Source organism: Curtobacterium sp. VKM Ac-1376 (assembly GCF_015351025.1).
Classification (GTDB): Bacteria; Actinomycetota; Actinomycetes; order Actinomycetales; family Microbacteriaceae; genus Curtobacterium.
On record NZ_JADKRV010000008.1, the window covers coordinates 101685 to 121934 of the forward strand.

17 protein-coding genes and 1 tRNA gene are annotated in these 20250 nt (G+C 70.8%); 10 read left to right on the top strand and 8 right to left on the bottom strand.

All coding sequences use genetic code 11. The features are described 5' to 3' along the window. Positions 1-58: 58 nt before the first annotated feature. From ITJ56_RS11320 to ITJ56_RS11335, 4 genes are all read right to left on the bottom strand, one after another. Positions 59-361 carry a hypothetical protein gene (locus tag ITJ56_RS11320; protein ID WP_194630712.1) on the bottom strand — a complete coding sequence of 101 codons (303 nt, stop codon included), beginning with the start codon at positions 359-361 and terminating at the stop codon, positions 59-61. A 117-nt stretch (positions 362-478) separates the two neighbouring features. Then, a complete protein-coding gene (locus ITJ56_RS11325; RefSeq protein ID WP_194630713.1) occupies positions 479-1249 on the bottom strand; it encodes an ABC transporter ATP-binding protein in 771 nt (256 codons plus the stop codon). After that, positions 1249-2073: an ABC transporter permease gene (locus ITJ56_RS11330; protein ID WP_194630714.1), complete on the bottom strand. Its 825-nt coding sequence runs from the start codon at positions 2071-2073 to the stop codon at positions 1249-1251. The genes ITJ56_RS11325 and ITJ56_RS11330 overlap by 1 nt, the downstream gene beginning before the upstream one ends. A 43-nt stretch (positions 2074-2116) precedes the next feature. Then, a complete protein-coding gene (locus tag ITJ56_RS11335; protein ID WP_110862735.1) occupies positions 2117-2812 on the bottom strand; it encodes an NTP transferase domain-containing protein in 696 nt (231 codons plus the stop codon). A gap of 301 nt (positions 2813-3113) precedes the next feature. Here ITJ56_RS11335 and ITJ56_RS11340 point away from each other — a divergent pair, with 301 nt between their 5' ends. The 3 genes from ITJ56_RS11340 to ITJ56_RS11350 all read left to right on the top strand — a co-directional run bounded on the left by ITJ56_RS11340 (position 3114) and on the right by ITJ56_RS11350 (position 6339). Beyond that, positions 3114-4406, top strand: a complete 1293-nt coding sequence (locus ITJ56_RS11340) for an ABC transporter ATP-binding protein (protein WP_228517589.1) — start codon at positions 3114-3116, stop codon at positions 4404-4406. Beyond that, entirely contained in the window at positions 4382-5953 is a 1572-nt protein-coding gene (locus ITJ56_RS11345) for an ABC transporter permease (RefSeq protein ID WP_194630715.1), read from the top strand. The genes ITJ56_RS11340 and ITJ56_RS11345 overlap by 25 nt, the downstream gene beginning before the upstream one ends. Positions 5954-6078: 125 nt before the next feature. After that, a complete protein-coding gene (locus ITJ56_RS11350; protein WP_092093667.1) occupies positions 6079-6339 on the top strand; it encodes a DUF3039 domain-containing protein in 261 nt (86 codons plus the stop codon). 120 nt (positions 6340-6459) lie between these two features. Here ITJ56_RS11350 and ITJ56_RS11355 read toward each other — a convergent pair whose 3' ends face one another. Next, the gene (locus tag ITJ56_RS11355) at positions 6460-7749 is read right to left on the bottom strand and encodes a nicotinate phosphoribosyltransferase (RefSeq protein ID WP_194630716.1); all 1290 of its coding nucleotides are present in this window, start codon (positions 7747-7749) and stop codon (positions 6460-6462) included. Between the two features lie 194 nt (positions 7750-7943). Between ITJ56_RS11355 and murI the strand changes: the two genes are divergently transcribed. The 3 genes from murI to rdgB are packed head-to-tail and all read left to right on the top strand — an operon-like array spanning position 7944 to position 10107. After that, positions 7944-8789, top strand: coding sequence for a glutamate racemase (gene murI, locus ITJ56_RS11360; protein ID WP_194630717.1), 846 nt, complete (start codon positions 7944-7946; stop codon positions 8787-8789). Further along, positions 8786-9523: a ribonuclease PH gene (gene rph / locus ITJ56_RS11365; protein WP_194630718.1), complete on the top strand. Its 738-nt coding sequence runs from the start codon at positions 8786-8788 to the stop codon at positions 9521-9523. The genes murI and rph overlap by 4 nt, the downstream gene beginning before the upstream one ends. Then, a complete protein-coding gene (rdgB, locus tag ITJ56_RS11370) occupies positions 9520-10107 on the top strand; it encodes an RdgB/HAM1 family non-canonical purine NTP pyrophosphatase (protein ID WP_194630719.1) in 588 nt (195 codons plus the stop codon). Before rph ends, rdgB begins: the two co-directional genes overlap by 4 nt. Positions 10108-10167: 60 nt before the next feature. Here rdgB and ITJ56_RS11375 read toward each other — a convergent pair whose 3' ends face one another. From ITJ56_RS11375 to ITJ56_RS11385, 3 genes are all read right to left on the bottom strand, one after another. After that, positions 10168-10869, bottom strand: a complete 702-nt coding sequence (locus ITJ56_RS11375) for a DedA family protein (protein WP_194630720.1) — start codon at positions 10867-10869, stop codon at positions 10168-10170. Between the two features lie 145 nt (positions 10870-11014). Then, a tRNA-Leu gene (locus tag ITJ56_RS11380) sits at positions 11015-11095 on the bottom strand. Between the two features lie 222 nt (positions 11096-11317). Beyond that, entirely contained in the window at positions 11318-12616 is a 1299-nt protein-coding gene (locus ITJ56_RS11385; RefSeq protein WP_194630721.1) for an MFS transporter, read from the bottom strand. Between the two features lie 56 nt (positions 12617-12672). Between ITJ56_RS11385 and mnmA the strand changes: the two genes are divergently transcribed. The 4 genes from mnmA (at position 12673) to ITJ56_RS11405 (ending at position 20198) form a co-directional block, all read left to right on the top strand. Beyond that, the gene (mnmA, locus tag ITJ56_RS11390) at positions 12673-13779 is read left to right on the top strand and encodes a tRNA 2-thiouridine(34) synthase MnmA (RefSeq protein ID WP_228517591.1); all 1107 of its coding nucleotides are present in this window, start codon (positions 12673-12675) and stop codon (positions 13777-13779) included. Positions 13780-13845: 66 nt separating this feature from the next. Next, positions 13846-16182: an NAD-dependent DNA ligase LigA gene (gene ligA, locus ITJ56_RS11395; RefSeq protein ID WP_194630723.1), complete on the top strand. Its 2337-nt coding sequence runs from the start codon at positions 13846-13848 to the stop codon at positions 16180-16182. A 175-nt stretch (positions 16183-16357) separates the two neighbouring features. After that, positions 16358-17662, top strand: coding sequence for an alpha/beta hydrolase (locus tag ITJ56_RS11400; protein ID WP_194630724.1), 1305 nt, complete (start codon positions 16358-16360; stop codon positions 17660-17662). A gap of 211 nt (positions 17663-17873) precedes the next feature. After that, complete coding sequence (locus ITJ56_RS11405) at positions 17874-20198, top strand: transglycosylase domain-containing protein (RefSeq protein ID WP_228517593.1); 2325 nt, start codon at positions 17874-17876, stop codon at positions 20196-20198. The last annotated feature ends 52 nt before the right edge of the window (positions 20199-20250 follow it).

A 20250-nucleotide genomic window follows, 5' to 3' on the forward strand; every position in this document is an offset into this window, starting at 1 on the left:
GCATGCCCGTCCGTGCAGGACGGGGCCGGGCCCCGGCATCACGACCGAGACCCCGGCATCACGACCGAGACCCCGGGTCGGCCAGTGTCATCCGCCAGAGGTACTCGGAGCGGTCTGGTCGGCGCCACCGGACGATGACGACGCCGGTCTCCTCGGGGTCGGCTCCGAACACGGCGACGGACATCGAGCGGCCCGGTTCGAGGCGGTGCACGGCGAGCGGGGGAGAGTACCCGTTGCCGAGGTGGGTCAGGCTGAGGCCGTCGACCGGCTCAGTGCCGGTGTTGACGAGCTGGTACCGGCGGGGGGCGTTCGAGCGATCGATGGTGAACGGGACGGCGTACGCGGGTGGTGGGTGGTGCATGGGGGGAACGCTAGGGGGAGGGTCCGACGGTGGTGCCCGGATGTCCCCCTGAGGAACCCGTGGCTGTGGAGTGAGCTTCCGGCGCTCACGTCGGTGGAGGGGGAGTACCCCGGTCCGTCAGGACCCGTAGTCCGCCGAGTACCGGGCCAGTGCTTCCCCGATCGTGCCGTCGAGCTCCAGGCGGCCCTTGTCCAGGTACAGGCCGCGGTCGCAGAACCGTCGGAGGTCCTTGTCGCTGTGGGACACGAAAAACAGCGTCCGACCGCCGGCCAGCAGCTGCTCGATCCGCTTGTAGCACTTCTCACGGAACGCCTTGTCGCCGACCGCCAGGACCTCGTCGACCAGGATGACGGGTTCGTCGAGCCGGGAGATCACCGCGAAGGCGATGCGGACCTTCATACCGCTCGACAGGTGCTTGTACGGGGTGTCGACGAAGTCGGCGATCTCGGCGAAGTCGATGATCTCGTCGAAGGCATCGCGGATCTCGGCGCGGGACATGCCGTGCAGGCCGGCGGTCAGGAAGACGTTGTCGCGGACGGTCAGGTCGCCGACGAAGCCGCCGGTGATCTCGATCAGGGGAGCGACCCCGGCGCCGACGTCGACCCGCCCCTCGTCCGGCAGCATGACCTGTGCCACGAGCTTCAGGAGCGTGGACTTGCCCTGGCCGTTGCGCCCCACCACGCCGATCGCCTCGCCCGGGCGGACGTCGAACGACACGTTCCGGAGGGCCCAGAACTCGTCGGCGCGCCTGCGCCGGCCTCGTCCGGCGAACAGGTCCTTGAAGTTCCGGCTCGCCCGACGGTTCCGTTTGAAGCAGATGCCGGCGTCGCGCACTGAGATGACCGGGGCGACGGTCTCGGTGCCTCGGGTCTGGTCGGTCGCGCTCATCACAGCTCCTTCAGCACACGGTGCTCGCTCCGGCGGAACACGGTGAACCCCACCACCAGGACGATCCCGGTCACGACCACCGAGGCGCCGACCTCGAACCAGTCGAGCTGTCCGGGGAAGAACGCGGCGCGGTACATGCCGAAGATCCCGGTGAGCGGGTTGACGGCGGCGACGTCACGCAGGGCGGGGGGAAGGGCGTGCGTGCCGTAGACGATCGGGGACGCGTAGAAGAGGAAGCGCAGCACGAGCTTGGTGGCGCGCTCGAGGTCGCGGAAGAAGACGACGAGCGGCGCGACGATCAGGCCGAGGCCGTAGACGAGGGCGCACTGCAGCACGATCGCCAGGGGGAAGAACACGACCTGCCAGTGCAGGTGCGCCCCGGTCGCGATCGCGAAGGCAGCCAGGACAGGCAGGCTCAGCAGGAACTCGATGCCCTTCGACGCGTCGATCCGGGCCACCCATATGGTGCGGGGGATCGTGGTCGAACGGATGAGCTTCGATTCCTTGATGAAGGCCCGGGTCGAGTCCGAGACGCCACCGGTGAACCACATCCACGGCAGCAACGCCGACAGCAGGAAGACGATGTACGGTTCTTCACCGACGGAGCCACGGTGGAAGACCTGCGTGAAGACGAACCAGTAGATCCCGGACATCACGAGCGGGTCGAGGATCGACCAGACGTACCCCAGCGCGGACGTCGAGTACCGCACCCGCAGGTCGCGAACCGTCAGCAGCCAGAGGGCTTGACGATAGCGCCGACCGGCGCTCCGGGGTGTCGCGGGTGCGGCAGCCGCAGGCGCGGTCGGCGCGCTCGCTGTGGTCACGGTATCCCTTCGGGCGGAACCGCCGAGGGATCCTGCGGGAGGCTCAGGCGAACAGGTTGTTCGCGCGCTCGAGGTCCTCGGCGAAGTCGATCTCGACCGCGTACAGGTCGGAGATGTCGATCGGCGTCCAGCGTAGCCCGTCCTCGGCGATGGCAGCCTCGATGCCACCCTCGAAGTACTCCTGGTCGTCCACGCGACCGAGCTGGCGGATGAGGGCCTGCTTGTCGGCGGCGGACACGTAGTTGATGCCCACGGCCTCGCCGAGCCCACCGACGACCTGCTTCGAGAGCTTGTGGATGAACCCCTCGGCATCGACGGTGTACTTGACCTCTTCGTCTGAGACCTTGTCGGTGTTGACACTGACGAAGGAACGGCCCTCGTCGATCATGTCGGCAGCGCGGACGAGCGCCATCGGGTCGAAGACGACGTCGCCGTTCATCCAGAGGACACCGCTCTTGCCGGTCGCCTTGAGGGCACGGAGCAGGCTCTTGGAGGTGTTGGTGGAGTCGTAGGACTCGTTGTAGACGAAGTTCGCGTCGGGGAACGCCTCGACGATGTGCTCCGACTTGTAGCCGACGACGATCGTCACGCGGGCGCTCGAACCGAACGCCGCACGGATGTTGTCGAACTGCTGCTGCATGATGGTGCGGCCGTCACTGAGCTCCGTGAGCGGCTTCGGCAGGCTGCGGCCGAGGCGGCTGCCCATCCCCGCTGCGAGGATCACGATCTGCGTGGTCATGCTGGTCCCTTCTGGTGTCCGCCCGCGCACCCCGGGGTACGGGCGGGCCTCGTCGAGTCTGCTCTTCCAACGTCCGAGTTGTCCGAGAGCCCGTCGCAGCGACGGAGACCGTCGGTGCAGGAGGGGACTGTCGGATCGCCCGCTGGAGCAGGTTTCCAAGTGGTGAACACTCCTTCGTGCCCAGGTGAATGATACGGAAACGCCTCTGCTCGGGGTACGGGTCTGCGCGCTTCGTACTCAATTCGTGACCCTGGGAGGAGGCCGGTCCCCGCCGTCCGGAGAGCGTTGGTACGGTGGGGCGATGGCAGCCCGAGCGGAGAACGAGGACGTGTACGCCACGACCGACGCTGCGTGGATGACCGAAGCGAGTGACGCCGACGAGGCGGACGCCGCCGCCGCGCAGGATGACGCGGCCGACGACGACATGGGGGACACGGATGCGGACGACGCCTCCGCTGATGGAACGATGACCGACCAGACGGCGGCCACCGACACCGACGAGACGACGGCGGTCGACACGGACACGGCCGACACGGCGACGGCCGACACCGAGGCGGGCGCGCGGACGACCGCGGACGCCGCTGCCGCCGGAACGACCACCGCGCCCCGTCCCGCGAAGGCGCGGACCGCGAAGACACGCACCAAGCGCCCGACGAAGGCCGCGGGGATGACCAGCACCGAGCCTCCCGGCCAGGCAACCGACGACACGGTGATCGGACGCGCCGACCCCACCACGGGCGGCGACACGACGACCGACGCGACCGCCGTTTCGGCGGCGCCCGCGAAGAAGCGCGCACCCCGAACCGGGATGCCGAAGCAGCCGCAGAAGCTGCAGCCCGTCGTGCTCGAGGCGAGCGGCCTCGTGAAGCGCTACGGCCAGACGCTCGCGGTGGACGAGGTCGACCTCGAGATCCGCCAGGGATCGATCTTCGGAGTCGTCGGCCCGAACGGTGCCGGCAAGACCACGACGCTGTCCATGATCACCGGGCTGCTGCGTCCGGACGCCGGCTCGGTGACCGTGCTGGACCACGACGTGTGGGCCGACCCGACGGCGGCGAAGCGCAGCCTCGGCGTGCTGCCGGACCGCCTCCGGCTGTTCGACCGGCTCACCGGTGCGCAGCTGCTCTACTACTCCGCAACGCTCCGGGGACTCGACGGTGCGACCGCCCGCGAGCGGAGCGCGGACCTCGCCGAGGCCTTCGGGCTGGGCGAGGCCCTCGGGCGACAGGTCGCCGACTACTCCGTCGGCATGGCGAAGAAGATCGCGCTGGCCGCCACGCTCATCCACTCGCCGCGGGTGCTGGTGCTCGACGAGCCGTTCGAGTCCGTCGACCCGGTCAGCGCCGCGACGATCACCGACATCCTCCGCCGCTACACGCGAGGCGGCGGGACGGTCGTGCTCTCCAGCCACTCGATGGAGCTCGTCCAGCGCACCTGCGACTCGGTCGCGATCATCGTCGGTGGCAAGGTCCTCGCCTCGGGGACCATGGCGCAGGTGCGCGGGCGCAAGAGCCTCGAGGACAAGTTCGTCGAGCTCGCGGGCGGCCGCGTCGTGGCAGAGAGCATGGAATGGTTGCACAGCTTCTCCGGCTGAGGGCCGACCTGCTCGCGGGCGAGGTCCGCGGCACCGCCCGCCGGTCCGTCGCCGTCGTGCTCGGCAGCCTCGTCGGACTCCTCGCCGCCCTGTTCGTCGCCGCGCAGATGGTCGGACTCCGCTCGGCGGACCCCGACGTCGCCCGCGCGGTCATCGTGCCCGTCGGCACCCTGATCGCGTTCGGTTTCACGGTCGTGCCGCTCGTCGTCGGCCGGAGCGACCAACTCGACCCGCGCCGATTCGCCGTGTTCGGGATCGACCGGCGTCGGCTCACGGTCGGTCTCGCCGTCGCTGGACTCGTCGGTGTTCCCGTGCTCGGTGCCCTCGTCGTCGCTGTGGGGCAGACCGTCGCCTGGGCGCGCGACCCCGGACTCGGGCTGCTGGCTGCGCTCGGCGGTCTGCTCGCCGTCGCGACGTGCGCGCTCCTGGTGCGGGTCTGCTGCGCCGTCGGTTCGCGGCTGATCGGACCGAACCGGTCGCGTGACGCCGGGTGGCTCGTGGCGCTCGTCATCATCGTGCTGTCCATCCCCACGGTCTCGCTGCTGCTCCGCGCGGACTGGCTCGGCCCGCACGGCGCCGAGATGCAGCGTGTCGCGGACGTCGCGGGCTGGACCCCCTGGGGTGCAGCGTGGGCCGTGCCTGCCGAGATGGCGAGCGGTCACGTCGGCTCCGGGCTCCTCAAGCTGCTCATCGCGGTCATCGTCGCTGTGCTCCTCGCATGGGCGTGGTGGGCACTGGTCGGCCGGGCGCTCGAGACCGTCGACGACCGAGCCCGCACCCGTCGGTACCAGGGGCTCGGGTGGTTCGACCGGTTCGGGTCCGCCCCGGTGTCCGCGGTCGCCGCACGTGCACTGACGTACTGGGTGCGCGACCCCCGGTACCGCACGTCCTACCTGATCATCCTGTTCGTGCCGCTCGTGGTCATCCCCCTCGGGGTCGCCGGGGTGCCGTGGCACTGGACCGCCCTGGTCCCGCTGCCGCTCATGGCACTTATCGCCGGGTTCCTGCCGCACAACGACGTCTCGTACGACAACACCGCGGTGTGGCTGCACGTCGCGTCCGGTGCTCCCGGATGGAGCGATCGGCTCGGCCGCGTCGTCCCCGTGCTGGTCGTGGGCGCGCCCGCGATCGTCGCAGGCGCCGCGCTGTCCGCACGGCTGTTCGACGACTGGACGGTGTTCCCACTGCTCATCGGTGTGAGTGCGAGTGCGCTGCTGTCCGGGCTCGGGCTGTCGAGCGTGGTCTCCGTGCTCCTGCCGTACCCCACCGTCCGACCGGGCGACCACCCCTTCCAGCAGCCGCAGGCCGCCGGCGTCACGGCGACGGTCGCGCAGTCGTCCATGGTGATCGGCATCGTGCTCTGCACGGTCCCCGCGGGCTGGCTCGCCGTCCTGGCGTTCGTGCGGGGCGCCGAGCCGTGGTCGGTGCTGACGCTCGTGGTGGGCGTCGGGGTCGGGGCGGTCGTGCTCGTCCTCGGGGTGTTCGCCGGCGGACGGCTGTTCGACCGCCGCGGCCCGGACCTGCTCGCCGCCGCGCAGCGCAACTGACCCGGCAGCGCAACTGACCCGGCAGCGCAACTGACCCGGCAGCGCAACCGACCCGGCAGCGCGACCGGCGTGCGCCCAGAGCGCACGCCCGCGCAACCGGGAGCGGACCGTCGTACCCTGGACGCATGAGCATGACGGAACCCGGCGGCGGCCTCGACGTGATGGACCGGGAGCTCGAGAAGCTCCTCGAAGAAGAGGCGATCGAGCCCGGCGACCACGAGCGGTTCTCGCACTACGTCAAGAAGGACAAGATCCTGCAGTCCGCTCTGTCCGGTAAGCCGGTCAAGGCCCTGTGCGGGAAGAAGTGGATCCCTGGTCGCGACCCGGAGAAGTTCCCGGTCTGCCCGGACTGCAAGGCGATCTACGAGAAGATGAAGGCCGAGTAGGACGGCCCCCGAGACGGACGGGAGGCCCGTGGCGGCCTCGCCACGGGCCTCCCGTCCGTCCGTCGGTCGCTTCGGCAGCAGAAATGGTCACCAAGCGGCATGCGCGGCGGCCGCGCGCACCTAGATCACCAGCGTCGGGATGGCGGGATCGCCGCGGCCGATGCGTGACGCGTCGGCCGGCAGCTCCGCCTTTGCGCGCTTGTGGTGCGCCCGCGCCGCCTCGACGCCCGGCACTCCGAGGAACGCGGGGTCGACCTCGCCACCGGTGACGACGGGGACCAGGAGCGGCCGCTCGTCCGGGCCGACCTGTGCGCCCGTGAGCACGACCTCGGCTGTGGCGACGCCGTTGCGCAGCCGACGCCCGGCCTCCTTGCGCCCACCGATCGACGCCTTGTCCGCGGACTTCTTCGCCACCGGCACCCACTCGTCGCCGTCGGTCTCCTGGTGTGCGACGAGCTTGAACACCATGCCGGCGGCGGGGTGCCCGGAGCCCGAGACCACCGAGGTCCCGACGCCGTAGGAGTCGACCGGGGCGGCCCGGAGCGCGGCGATCGTGTACTCGTCGAGGTCGTTCGTGACCGTGATCTTCGTGCTCGTGGCGCCGAGCCGGTCGAGCTGGGCGCGGACGGCCGCGACGACCGAGGGCAGGTCGCCGCTGTCGATGCGGACCCCGCCGAGCTTGCCGTCGGTCAGCCGGACGGCGGTCTCCACCGCGGCTTCGATGTCGTAGGTGTCGACGAGCAGGGTCGTGCCGTTGCCGAGGGCGTCCAGCTGCGACCGGAACGCCTGCTCCTCGGAGTCGTGCAGCAGCGTGAAGGCGTGCGCGGCGGTGCCCATGGTAGGGATGCCCCAGGTCCGACCGGCCTCGAGGTTGCTCGTCGCACCGAACCCGGCGATGTAGGCGGCACGTGCGGCGGCCACGGCGTTCCACTCGCCGGTGCGGCGGGAGCCCATCTCGGCGAGGGGGCGACCGTCGGCGGCGGACACCATGCGGGCGGCGGCGGAGGCGATGGCGGAGTCGGCGTTGAAGATGCTCAGCGCGAGGGTCTCGAGCACGACGGCCTCGGCGAAGGTGCCCTCGATCTGCAGGATGGGGGAGTTCGGGAAGTAGACCTCGCCCTCGCGGTAGGCGCGGACGTCACCACGGAACCGGTAGTCGGCGAGCCACGACGCGGTGCCTGCGTCGATGACGCCGCGGTCGCGCAGGAACCCGATCTCCTGGTCGCCGAAGCGGAAGTCGCCGAGGGCGGTGAGGAACCGGCCGAGTCCGGCGGCGACGCCGTAGCGGCGACCGTCCGGCAGGCGTCGGGCGAACACCTCGAAGACGCATCGGCGGTCGGCGGTCCCGTCCTTCAGGGCGGCGTCCACCATGGTGAGTTCGTACTGGTCGGTGAGGAGTGCGCTGGTCACCTCTCCGACACTAGTGACGTGACCTCCTGGAGGCGCGGATCACCTCGAGCGTCCGGCTCGCGGTTCGACCCGTGCGAGGTTCCGTCCTCGGTGGTACCCGACGCGGGTCGCACCGAGCACGGAACCTCGCACGATGATGCGGCCCCGTCGCACGGTGCGGGGAAGGGACCGGCGGGCGTCGGTACGCTGGTGCCGTGACGGATGCACCGATCGGAGTCTTCGACAGCGGGGTCGGCGGGCTCACCGTCGCCCGCGCCATCATCGACCAGCTGCCGCGCGAGAGCATCCGGTACGTCGGCGACACCGTGCACTCGCCGTACGGTCCGAAGCCCATCGCGGACGTCCGCCGCTACGCGCTCGAGGTCATGGACGACCTGGTCGAGCAGGGCGTCAAGGCCCTGGTGATCGCCTGCAACACCGCGTCCTCGGCCGTGCTGCGTGACGCCCGCGAGCGCTACGAGCAGGCGTACGGCATCCCGGTGGTCGAGGTCATCCAGCCAGCCGCGCGTGCCGCCGTCAAGCAGACCAGGACGGGGCGCATCGGCGTGATCGGCACGGTCGGCACCATCGCGTCGCGCGCCTACGAGGACGCCTTCGCGGTCGCTGCCGACGTGACGCTGACCACCGCGGCGTGCCCCCGGTTCGTCGAGTTCGTCGAGGCGGGGGACACGTCGTCCCCGTCGCTGCGCGAGGTCGCGGCCGGCTACCTCGACCCGATCCGTGCCGCAGGCGTCGACACCCTGGTGCTCGGCTGCACGCACTACCCGCTCATGTCCGCCGCGATCCAGTTCGTCATGGGTCCGGAGGTCACGCTCGTCTCGAGCGCCGAGGAGACCGCGAACGACGTCTACCGTCGACTGGTCGAGCACGGCCTCGAGCGCACCACGACCACCGCCCCGACGTACTCGTTCGAGGCGACGGGCAACGACAACAACGGCTTCATCCGACTCGCCCGGCGCTTCCTCGGTCCCGAGGTCTCCAGCGTCGGCCACCTCCAGACGGGGGCCATCACGCTGCCCCGCATCGAAAGGACCCCATGACCGACACACTCCGCGCCGACGGCCGCACCGCCACCGACCACCGTCCCGTCACCATCGAGCGGGGGTGGAGCTCGCAGGCCGAGGGGAGCGCGCTCATCTCGTTCGGCGACACCAGGGTGCTCTGCACCGCGTCCTTCACGAACGGCGTGCCGCGCTGGCTCGCCGGCAAGGGCACCGGCTGGGTCACCGCCGAGTACTCGATGCTGCCGCGATCGACGAACGAGCGCATGCAGCGTGAGTCGATCAAGGGCAAGGTCGGCGGACGCACCCACGAGATCTCCCGGCTAATCGGTCGCTCGCTCCGCGCCGTCGTCGACACCAAGGCCCTGGGTGAGAACACCCTGGTCATCGACTGCGACGTCCTGCAGGCCGACGGCGGCACCCGCACCGCCTCGATCACCGGCGCGTACGTGGCGATGGCCGACGCGATCGAGTGGGGCCGCGCCAAGGGCTTCATCGCGAAGAAGGCCACCCCGCTCACCGACAGTGTGCAGGCGATCTCGGTCGGCATCGTGAAGGGCGAGCCGATGCTCGACCTGGCCTACACCGAGGACTCCGCCGCCGACACCGACATGAACATCGTCACGACCGGCTCCGGCACGTTCATCGAGGTGCAGGGCACTGCCGAGCACGCCCCGTTCGACCGCGACGAACTGAACGTCCTGCTCGACCTCGGTCTGGCCGGCAACCGGTCGCTCGCCGAGATCCAGAAGACCGTCCTGGGGATCGCGTGACCGGCACCGTCGTCCTGGCCACCCACAACCAGGGCAAGGTCGTCGAGCTGCGTGAGATCCTCGGCGCGGCGATCCAGGGTGTAGAGCTCGTCGGCTACGACGGCCCGGAGCCGGTCGAGGACGGTGACAGCTACGCGGCGAACGCCCTCATCAAGGCCCGTGCCGCTGTCGCCCACACGGGACTGCCTGCACTGGCCGACGACTCCGGCATCGCGGTCGACGCCCTCGGCGGGGCGCCCGGCATCCACTCGGCGCGGTACGCGGGCACCCGGTCGGACGCCGACAACATCGCGCTGCTGCTGACGAACCTGCAGGGCGTCGTCGAGCGCACCGCCGCCTTCGTGTGCGCGGCGGCGTTCGTCACCCCCGAGGGCGAGGAACACGTCGTCGAGGCCGTCTGGAACGGCGAGGTCCTGACCGAGCCCGTCGGTGACGGCGGACACGGGTACGACCCGGTGTTCCGGCCGGACGATGCCGACCGTTCGTCCGCCGAGCTCACCCGTGACGAGAAGAACGCGCTGTCGCACCGCAGCAAGGCGTTCCGGGGGATCGCGCCGATCGTGCGGGAGCACTTCGGGCTCTGACGGCACCCCGACGAGAACGGGCTCGCGCCGCGTGGTGCTGGCCTGTTCTCGTCCGGTCGGCTACAGCTGTGGGTCGGCCGCGGTCTGCTCGGCCTGGTGCTCGTGCTTCTTCGCCTTGCGGGCGTTGCGCAGGTACGTCAGCGCCATCGGCACGACGGTCACGACGACCGCGGCCAGCAGGATGATGTCGATGTACTCGCGGACGATGTGCGCCACGAAGGGGATGTGTCCGATGAAGTACCCGAGGAACGTCACCCCGACGCCCCAGACGATCGCACCGATCGCGTTGTAGAGGGAGTACTTCTTGTAGTCCATCCGCCCGACACCGGCGGCGATCGGAGCGAAGGTGCGGACGACCGGCACGAACCGGGCCAGGATGACCGCGGCCGGGCCAAAGCGGTGGAAGAACGCGTTGGTGCGGTCGACGTTCTCCTTGGAGAACAGTCCGCTGTCCTTGCGCTCGAAGATCGGCGGACCGGCCTTCTTGCCGATGTAGTAGCCGAGCTCCCCACCGAGGAACGCCGAGGCGCCGATCATCAGCGCGGCCACCCAGATCGGGATGCCGCCGATCTCACCGCCGCGGTCGAAGGCGAACAGGCCGGTGATGACCAACAGGCTGTCGCCGGGGAAGACGAAGCCGATGAGCAGCCCGGTCTCGGCGAACACGATCGCGCAGACCACGAGCACGGCGATGGCCCCGAAGTGGTCGAGGATGTACTGCGGATCGAGCCACGGGATCAGGGCGAGTGCGACGGAGTGCATGGTTCTTCCGGTCGTGGAGGCGGGGTCACGGGGAGGACTCCCGCGGGATGAGGGTACCGCCCGGACGTGACCGGGCCATCCCTCGCGAGGTTGACCCGCACGGGGCGTGCGGAGGACCGCAGCGACGCGGCACGCCGGGACTCGGTGCGGAAGGAGGGACTCGAACCCTCACGCCTGGGGCACAGGAACCTAAATCCTGCGTGTCTACCGATTCCACCACTCCCGCGAGCAGCGGCAGTCTACCGAGCGTGCGGGGCGGGGCGGACGTGCGCCGGGCCTCCAGGCGGCGGTGCGCGCCGTGCGCGGGACGTGACGTGGTGCGAGGTACCCGACGTGGTGCGGGGCGGGTCGAGTGCCACCGAGTACGGAACATCGCACGGGACGACAGCACGACAGCACGACGGCACGACGGCACGACGGCACGACGGCACGACAGCACAACAGCCCGTCAGCGCCGCGGCCGCGGCAGGTACAGGGGCACGTACCGGAGCAGGATGCCGGCCCCGACCAGACCGAGCACGCCCATCACGCCGCTCGCGACCGCGATCGACGCGACGGCGGTCACGCCGGAGATGACGAGCGGCGCAGCCGCCGACCCGAAGTCGCCCGTGAAGCGCCACGCCCCGAGGAACGGCGCCGGGGCGTCCCGTGGCGCGAGGTCCGCACCGAGCGTCATGAGGATGCCGGACCCGACGCCGTTCGCCAGGGACATGGCCATCGCGATCGCGACGAACCAGCCGATCCGGGCGTCGAGGTGCCCGCTCCACGCGAGCAGGAAGTAGCTGATGCTCAGCCCGAGCATGCACGGCAGGGCGCTCGCGAGCCGGCCCCAGCGGTCCATGATCTGGCCGCTCGTGTAGAAGAGCGCGAAGTCGACCGCGCCGGCGATGCCGATGACGAGCGCCGCGGTCGAGTCGTCCAGGCCGACGCTCACCGCCCACAGCGGCAGGATCACCTGCCGTCCGGCGCGCATCGCGCCGATCAGGCCGGCGCCGCTGCCGAGCCGCAGCAGGACCGCCCGGTTCGCGCGGATCGTACGGAAGAGACCGTGCGCCTCCTGCTGGACGAACTGCGCGCCGGTGTCGGCCGGCGGTTCGGTCACGTCCCCGCCGCTCACGTCCGTCGCGGGACGGGAGGCCCGTGGCGGCAACCGCAGACCGCGTGCGCCGGACGCGGGATCGCGCAGGACGAGGAGCACCGCGGCCGCGGCGAGGCAGCAGACGATGTGGATCCAGAAGGCGCTCCGGGTGGAGCCGGTCAGGTGGATGACCCCGGCGGCGAGGAACGGGCCGACGAAGTAGCCGAAACGGAACACCCCGCCGAGGCTCGACAGCGCACGAGCCCGGATCCGCAGGGGGATGGCGGTCGTCATGTAGGCGTGCCGGGCCAGGGCGAACACCGCTGTTGAGACACCGACCAGGAAGACGCCGAGCGCCAACACCCACGCGTTCGCCGCGGTCGTCGCGACGACGAGCCCGACCACCGACACGAGCGCGGCGCCGATCATCGCGTTCCGCTCACCGATCCGGGCGACGACGACACCCGACGGCACGTCGCCGATGAGTTCGCCGACCAGGATGAGCGAGGCGACGAAGCCCGCGAACGCCAGGCTCGCCCCGAGCGAATCGGCGGCGATGGGGATGATCGGGATGATCGCACCCTCGCCGATCGCGAAGAGCGCGGCTGGCAGGAAACCGGACAACAGGACGGACCGGAAGTCGAATGAGTCGTTCCCCGTCGTGGCCATCGCCCGACCAACGGTACGCCAGCGGTACCGGTTCGTCGGCGGGTTACCCTGGAGGCATGCGTGTTCTGGCGGCGATGAGCGGTGGTGTCGACTCGGCGGTGGCTGCGGCCCGGGCGGTCGACGCCGGACACGACGTGGTGGGGGTCCACCTGGCGCTGAGCCGGATGCCCGGGACCCTGCGCACCGGCAGCCGCGGGTGCTGCACGATCGAGGACTCGATGGACGCGCAGCGCGCGGCGTCGGCTCTCGGGATCCCGTACTACGTCTGGGACTTCTCGGCCCGGTTCAAGGAGGACGTCGTCGACGACTTCGTGGCCGAGTACCAGGCCGGCCGCACGCCGAACCCCTGCATGCGCTGCAACGAGCGGATCAAGTTCGCGGCGCTGCTCGAGAAGGCACTCGCCCTGGGGTTCGACGCCGTCGCGACCGGGCACTACGCCTCGATCGTCACCGGTCCGGACGGCTCGCGTGAACTGCACCGGTCGGCCGCGTGGGCGAAGGACCAGTCCTACGTGCTCGGCGTCCTGACCGCCGAGCAGCTGCAGCACGCGATGTTCCCGCTCGGTGCCACCCCGTCGAAGGACGAGGTCCGGGCCGAGGCCGCCGAGCGTGGTCTGACGGTCGCGCAGAAGCCGGACTCCTACGACATCTGCTTCATCCCGGACGGGGACACCCGCGGCTGGCTCGCCGACCGCGTCGGGTCCGAGACCGGCAACGTCGTCGAGCGCGACGGGACCGTCGTCGGATCGCACGACGGTGCCACCGGCTACACCGTCGGACAGCGCCGCGGGTTGGCCCTCGGCCGCCCCGCGCCGGACGGCAAGCCGCGGTTCGTCCTCGAGATCCGTCCGAAGGACAACACGGTCGTCGTCGGTCCGAAGGAGGCGCTCGCAGTCACGTCGATGTCGGGCTCCCGGTTCACCTGGGCGGGCACGGCTCCGGCCGACCCCGCGACGCCGTTCGCCTGCGACGTGCAGATCCGGGCGCACGCCGACCCGGTGCCCGCGACCGCGCGGGTGCAGGACGACGTCCTCGTGATCGACGTCGACGAGCCGCTGCACGGCGTCGCTCCCGGGCAGACCGCCGTGGTCTACGTCGGCACGCGGGTGCTCGGACAGTGCACGATCGACGGCACGGTCAGCGCCGTCCCCGTCGACGCCTGAGTCCGCCGCTCCCGGGGCTCGCGCTCGCTGCACGCCGCGTCGGTGGTGCACGGTAGAACTGATGCCATGAGCGAGACCGACGCGACGTTCGAGACCATCGCCCCCGACGGGCTCGACGCCGCCCAGGCCGCGCGTGAGGTCGACCGGTTGCGCGCCCGCATCAACGAGCTGCGCCACGACTACTACGAGGGCAACGCGTCGCCCCTGTCCGACGCCGACTACGACGCGCTGGTGCACCGCCTCGACACCGTCGAGCGGCGCTTCCCCGAACTCCTGACCGCGGACAGCCCGACGCAGACGGTCGGCGGCCAGGCGCAGACGACGCAGTTCGCGCCCGTCGAGCACGCCGAGCGCATGCTCTCGCTGGACAACGTGTTCAGCCCCGAGGAACTGACCGACTGGGCCGTCAAGGTGCAGCGGGACGCCGGCGCCGAGCGGGTGCGGTTCCTGACCGAGCTGAAGATCGACGGGCTCGCGATCAACCTGCGCTACGAGCACGGTCGGCTCGTCTCGGCCGCGACTCGCGGTGACGGCGTGGTCGGCGAGGACGTCACGGGGAACGTCCGCACCATGGGCACGATCCCGGACCGCCTGACCGGCACCGGGCACCCGCCCCTGGTCGAGGTCCGGGGCGAGATCTTCTTCCCGGTCGCCGAGTTCGACGAGCTCAACGCGAACCAGCGTGCGGCGGGGGAGCGCGTGTTCGCGAATCCGCGCAACGCCGCCGCCGGGTCGCTCCGTCAGAAGGAAGAGGGCAAGTCCGAGGCGAAGCGTGCGCTGATGGTCGACCGGCTGCGGCGCCTGCGCATGCTCGTGCACGGCATCGGCGCCTGGCCCGTCCGCGAGCTGGAGCAGCAGACCGATGTCCGGAGCCAATCCGAGGTGTACGAGCTGCTCGACACCTGGGGCCTGCCGACGAGCAGCCACTACCGGGTGTTCGACACCATCGACGAGGTCAACGCGTTCGTCCGCACCACGGGCGACCGGCGCTCGTCCGTCGAGCACCAGATCGACGGCGTCGTCATCAAGGTCGACGACCTCGCCCTGCACGAGGAGCTCGGCTCGACCTCGCGGGCACCCCGGTGGGCGATCGCCTACAAGTACCCGCCGGAAGAAGTGCACACCACGCTCACCGACATCGTGGTCAGCGTCGGGCGCACCGGCCGCGCCACCCCGTTCGCGGTGATGACCCCGGCCGAGGTCGCCGGGTCCGTCGTCCGACAGGCCACGCTGCACAACCAGCAGGTCGTCAAGGCGAAGGGCGTGCTCATCGGCGACACCGTCGTGCTGCGCAAGGCCGGCGACGTCATCCCCGAGGTGCTCGGGCCGGTGGTCGAGCTGCGCGACGGCTCCGAGCGCGAGTTCGTGATGCCGACCAACTGCCCCGAGTGCGGGACCGAGCTCGCCCCGGCGAAGGAGGGCGACATCGACCTCCGCTGCCCGAACGCGAAGAGCTGCCCGGCGCAGGTGCGCGGTCGCGTCGAGCACATCGCCTCGCGCGGGTCGCTCGACATCGAGGGGCTCGGCGAGGTCGCGGCCGCGGCGCTCACCCAGCCGCTGCGCCCGGAGACCCCGCCGCTGGTGACCGAGGCCGGGCTGTTCGACCTGACGATGGAGGACATCGTCCCCATCGAGGTCATCGTCCGCGACGCCGAGACCGGCATGGAGAAGGTCGACGACGACGGCACCCCGAAGCGCGTGACGCCGTTCAGCCGGGCCCGCAAGAAGACCGACCCGCCGTTCGACCCCGAGGCACGCGGCGCCGACTACACCGGTGAGCCGAGCCGCTACCCGTCGAAGAACGCGTTCGAGATGCTCGCGAACATCGACGCCGCGAAGACGAAGCCGCTCTGGCGCATCCTGGTCGGGCTGAGCATCCGCCACGTCGGCCCGGTCGCAGCCCGTGCCCTGGCGGACCACTTCGGTTCCCTCGACGCGATCCGCGCCGCCACGCGCGACGAGCTCGCGGCCGTCGACGGCGTCGGTGGCATCATCGCCGACGCTCTGCTCGACTGGTTCGAGGTCGACTGGCACCGTGAGATCATCGGCCGCTGGACGGCGGCCGGCGTGCAGTTCACGACGCCCGGCCACCCCGGACCCGGCGGAGCGGCCGTCGGGGGCGGCGTCCTGAGCGGTGTCACCGTCGTCGCGACGGGCTCACTCGAGGGGTACACGCGAGAGGGCGCACAAGAGGCGATCATCACCGCGGGGGGCAAGGCGGCATCGAGCGTGAGCAAGAAGACGGACTTCGTCGCGGCCGGTCCCGGCGCCGGTTCGAAGCTCACGAAGGCCGAGCTGCTCGGGGTCCGGATCATCGACGCCGAGCAGTTCCACCTGCTCGTGACCGAGGGGCCTGCGGCGCTCGCGGAGCCGGAGGACCCGGCTCCGCGGGACGGAGTCTGACTCAGGAACCAACACGGGCGCATCCCCACACCGCGGTGCGACTTTCGGCGAGCCGATTTCGGGGGACAAGTTGCATCGCGCATGACCGTTCGCGGCGCAACCTCCCTAGACTGAGCTGAGCATCACCCGTCGTCTGCAGGGGGACGTCGGAACGGCCTTCCCGGGGGAGACCCGATTGCTGCTCGTCGCTGCGGCTCTGCTCACCGCCTCGATGCACTCGCTCGGAGTGATCGAGGCCCCTGGTGCGCCCCTGACACACGTCGTGTCGGCCCCGTCGAGCGTCACGCTCGTCGACGACCTCGCCACCGCACACGGTCAGACGTTCCTCGACGACCTCGGTGCGCTGGATCCCGCAGACCTCCGACGGGCCGACCGTGACCGCCGCGTCGTCGCGACCGTGCAGGACGACCCGCCGGCTGCAGCGACGGTCACGCAGTGGTGGGGCACGCTCGATGCCGACGAGCAGCACACGCTCCGCACCGAGGCGCCGGCGTTGACCGGCAACCTCGAGGGCGTGCCGTACTCGGTCCGTGACCTGGCGAACCGGGCCACGCTCGCCGCGGGGCTCGCAGACCCCGGCGTCGGCGCCGTACGTGCCGCGATGCTGGGCCAGGTGCGCGACTCGCTCGTGCACGACCCGGGCGACCCGCAGCGCTTCCTCCTCGCGCTGGACACCCGGGGGTCCGGACGCGCGGCGATCAGCGTCGGCGACGTCGCCGACGCTGCTGACGTGACCGTCGTCGTGCCGGGGATGTTCTTCACGGTCACCGGGCAGATGGTCGACTTCACGAACACCGCGAACGACCTGGCCCGCGAGCAGGCGACGCTCGCGCCGCTCGCCCCGTCCGGGCCCTCGGGCGTCGCCGTCGTCGCGTGGCTGGGCTACCGGACGCCGGACCTGTCGAACGTCATGTCGCTCGGGCTCGCGGAGACCGGCGCCGATCGGCTCGAGCGCGCGATCGACGGCGTGCGGCAGGTCCGTGCGGGCGACCAACCGCGGTTGAACATCGTCGCGCACTCGTACGGGTCGACGACGGCCCTGATGGCCCTCGCGTCAGGCCGGATGGCAGCGGACACGCTGACGGTGCTCGGGTCACCAGGCAGCGACGTCCGTTCGGCCGCCGACCTCGCCGTCGAGACCGGGCAGGTCTTCGTCGGCGGCGCCCACAGCGACCCGATCGCAGGCTCCGGCTACTTCGGCACCGATCCGGGCGGATCGTCGTTCGGGTCCACCGTGCTCGACCTCGCCGGCGGTGCCGACGCCGGGGACGCCGGCGACGTCTTCCGGCAACCGGTCGGCCACAACGACTACCTCAAGCCCGGGACCGCTTCACTGCACGACGTGGCGCTGATCGGGATCGGCCGCGGCGACCTGGTGCGTGGGCAGGTGCGCCGCGGCGGCACCGGTGACGACGGCATCGTCGGCGCCACGATGGACATGTACCTCGTCCGTCCGCAGGACCTGCAGCCGCGCGACTGACGGGCGGTGACCGGCGCCGACGCCGTGGGCGTGACCCGATCGTGACCGGAGGCGGTCCCACGGAAGCTGCGCCGGGCCTCCCGGCGGATCGGCCAGTCCGCGCGGATCCGCAGCCGCTCTCGGTGCAGGCTGGGTGGCAACCTGAACGCGACCGCAGCATGCACTCGTTCCAGGGCAGAACCAGTACAGCCCGTCTGCCTACGGTGCCGTCATGCGTGTGGTGCGATGGCCTGGGGCTCTCCTGATGTTCGTGGTGATGTCCGTGCTCGCCGGCATGCTCGTCGCCGTCGCGGTGACGCCGGCCGTCGCCGTCGCCGGTGAGGGGACGACCAGCGCGGTGTCGTTCTTCGAGGACCTGCCGAGCTACCTCGACGTGCAGACCCCGCAGCAGGTGTCGTCGGTCTACGCGACGAAGGGCGGCGAGCAGGTCAAGATCGCGTCGTTCTACGCCGAGAACCGCACCAACGTGTCGGCCGACCAGATGGCGGACTCGCTCAAGCAGGCCGCGATCGACACCGAGGACCCCCGGTACTACGACGAGGGTGGCATCGACGTCCTCGGCACGCTGCGCGGTGTGGCCGCGACAGTCGTCGGCGGGGACGTGCAGGGCGGGTCGAGCATCACGCAGCAGTACGTCAAGAACGTCCTGGTACAGCAGTGCGAGGAGCTGACCGGGAAGGACCAGGCCGCCACGGAGAAGAAGGTCGACGCCTGCTACGAGGACGCCGCCGGCGTCACGCCGCAGCGCAAGCTGCAGGAGATGCGGTACGCCATCGCCGTGAACAAGAAGTACTCGAAGGACGAGATCCTGACCGGGTACCTCAACATCGTCGGGCTCGGCGGCCGGGTGTACGGCGCGGAGGCGGGGGCCGAGTACTACTTCGGCGTGCACGCGAAGGACCTGTCGCTCGTGCAGTCGGCCACCCTCGTCGCGATCCTCAACAACCCGTCGAACCTGCGCATCGACCTGCCGTCGGACGAGGACAACGGCGCGGCGAACGGCTACGCGCTGACGAAGGACCGCCGGGACTACGTGCTCACGCGCATGCAGGCGCACGGCTCGATCACGAAGGCTGCGATGCAGAAGGCCATCGCGACCCCGGTCACGCCGAAGATCACCGAGACCGCGAACGGCTGTTCGACCGCCGCGACGAACGACGACGCCGGCTACTTCTGCGACTACGTGCGCGACCAGGTGCTGCAGGACCCCGCGTTCGGCGAGACCGCGGCGCAGCGGATCGCAACGCTCGACACCAAGGGCCTGCAGATCCACACTTCGCTCGACCTCGACCTGCAGGCCCAGGCGCAGACCGCGCTGTCGACCTACGTGCCGGCCACCATGGCCGGTGTCGACGTCGGCGGCTCGAACGTCACGGTCGAGCCCGGCACCGGGCGGATCCTGTCGATGGTGCAGAACACCACCTACACACAGGGGGACAACGCCGCTGCCGGAGCGACGGCGGTGAACTACAGCGCTGACTCGGGCTACGGCAACTCCGGCGGGTTCCAGACCGGGTCGACGTACAAGGTGTTCACCCTGGCCGAGTGGCTCGCCAGCGGACACACGCTGTCCGAGTCCGTGACCACCTCGGAGCACGAGTTCGAGAACGCCGAGTTCACCAACACCTGCCAGAACGTCTCCGGCGGCACCTGGAACGTGGCGAACGCCGAGAGCGTGCCCTCGTCGATGTCCGTCGAGGCCGCCACGGTCGAGTCCATCAACACCGCCTACGCGCAGATGGGCAAGCAGCTCGACCTGTGCAAGATCGCGCAGCTCGCCCAGTCGATGGGGATCCACCGCGCGGACGGCGGCGACCTGACGCAGACGCCGTCCTCGATCCTCGGGGTCAACGAGCTGTCGCCGATCGACCTGGCCGAGGCCTACGCGGGCTTCGCCAACGGTGGCATCGTCTGCACGCCGACCGCGATCGATTCCGTCACCGAGGCGGACGGCACGACGATCACCCCGACGCCGTCGTCCTGCACGCAGGGAGTCTCTGCCGACGTCGCGGGCACGGTCGACTACGCGCTGCAGGGCGTGCTGTCGGGCTCCGGGACCGCCGCCAGCGCGAACCCCGGGGACAGCGTGCCGAAGTTCGCGAAGACCGGCACCACCGACGGCGACGTGCAGAACTGGCTCGTCGCGTCGTCGACGAAGTACACGAACGCCACCTGGGTCGGCAACGTGCAGGGGAGCGTGAGCCTGGCGAACCGGGCGTTCCTGCAGGGGACCACCGGGTACAGCGCGAAGTTCGGCGTGGGCAAGTCGATGATGGCGTACCTGGACCAGACCGTCGGCGGGGGAGCGCTACCGGCGCCGAGCCAGGCGATGATCGGGCAGGCGGGCAAGTCGTCTTCGTCTTCGTCGTCGTCATCATCAGGGTCCTCGTCCGGGCAGGGGACGGCGCAGGGCGACCAGACGACGCCGACGGATGCGCCTGCCGCGCCGGCTGCGCCCGCTGCCCCGGCTGTGCCCGCGCCCGCCGCGACGGTGGCCCCGGCGGCGCGGGCTGCGGGGGACCAGAACGGGAAGTGACCCTCTGACGCCCTGGAGGCCCGGTGCCGGGCCGGTGGGCCGGCCCCGGGCC

Coding starts and splice junctions, on each gene's coding strand:
- ITJ56_RS11320 (WP_194630712.1), bottom strand. CDS start 361: ATGCACCACCCACCACCCGCGTACGCCGTCCCGTTCACCATCGATCGC.
- ITJ56_RS11325 (WP_194630713.1), bottom strand. CDS start 1,249: ATGAGCGCGACCGACCAGACCCGAGGCACCGAGACCGTCGCCCCGGTC.
- ITJ56_RS11335 (WP_110862735.1), bottom strand. CDS start 2,812: ATGACCACGCAGATCGTGATCCTCGCAGCGGGGATGGGCAGCCGCCTC.
- ITJ56_RS11340 (WP_228517589.1), top strand. CDS start 3,114: ATGGCAGCCCGAGCGGAGAACGAGGACGTGTACGCCACGACCGACGCT.
- ITJ56_RS11345 (WP_194630715.1), top strand. CDS start 4,382: ATGGTTGCACAGCTTCTCCGGCTGAGGGCCGACCTGCTCGCGGGCGAG.
- ITJ56_RS11350 (WP_092093667.1), top strand. CDS start 6,079: ATGAGCATGACGGAACCCGGCGGCGGCCTCGACGTGATGGACCGGGAG.
- rph (WP_194630718.1), top strand. CDS start 8,786: ATGACCGACACACTCCGCGCCGACGGCCGCACCGCCACCGACCACCGT.
- ITJ56_RS11375 (WP_194630720.1), bottom strand. CDS start 10,869: ATGCACTCCGTCGCACTCGCCCTGATCCCGTGGCTCGATCCGCAGTAC.
- ITJ56_RS11385 (WP_194630721.1), bottom strand. CDS start 12,616: ATGGCCACGACGGGGAACGACTCATTCGACTTCCGGTCCGTCCTGTTG.
- mnmA (WP_228517591.1), top strand. CDS start 12,673: ATGCGTGTTCTGGCGGCGATGAGCGGTGGTGTCGACTCGGCGGTGGCT.
- ligA (WP_194630723.1), top strand. CDS start 13,846: ATGAGCGAGACCGACGCGACGTTCGAGACCATCGCCCCCGACGGGCTC.
- ITJ56_RS11405 (WP_228517593.1), top strand. CDS start 17,874: ATGCGTGTGGTGCGATGGCCTGGGGCTCTCCTGATGTTCGTGGTGATG.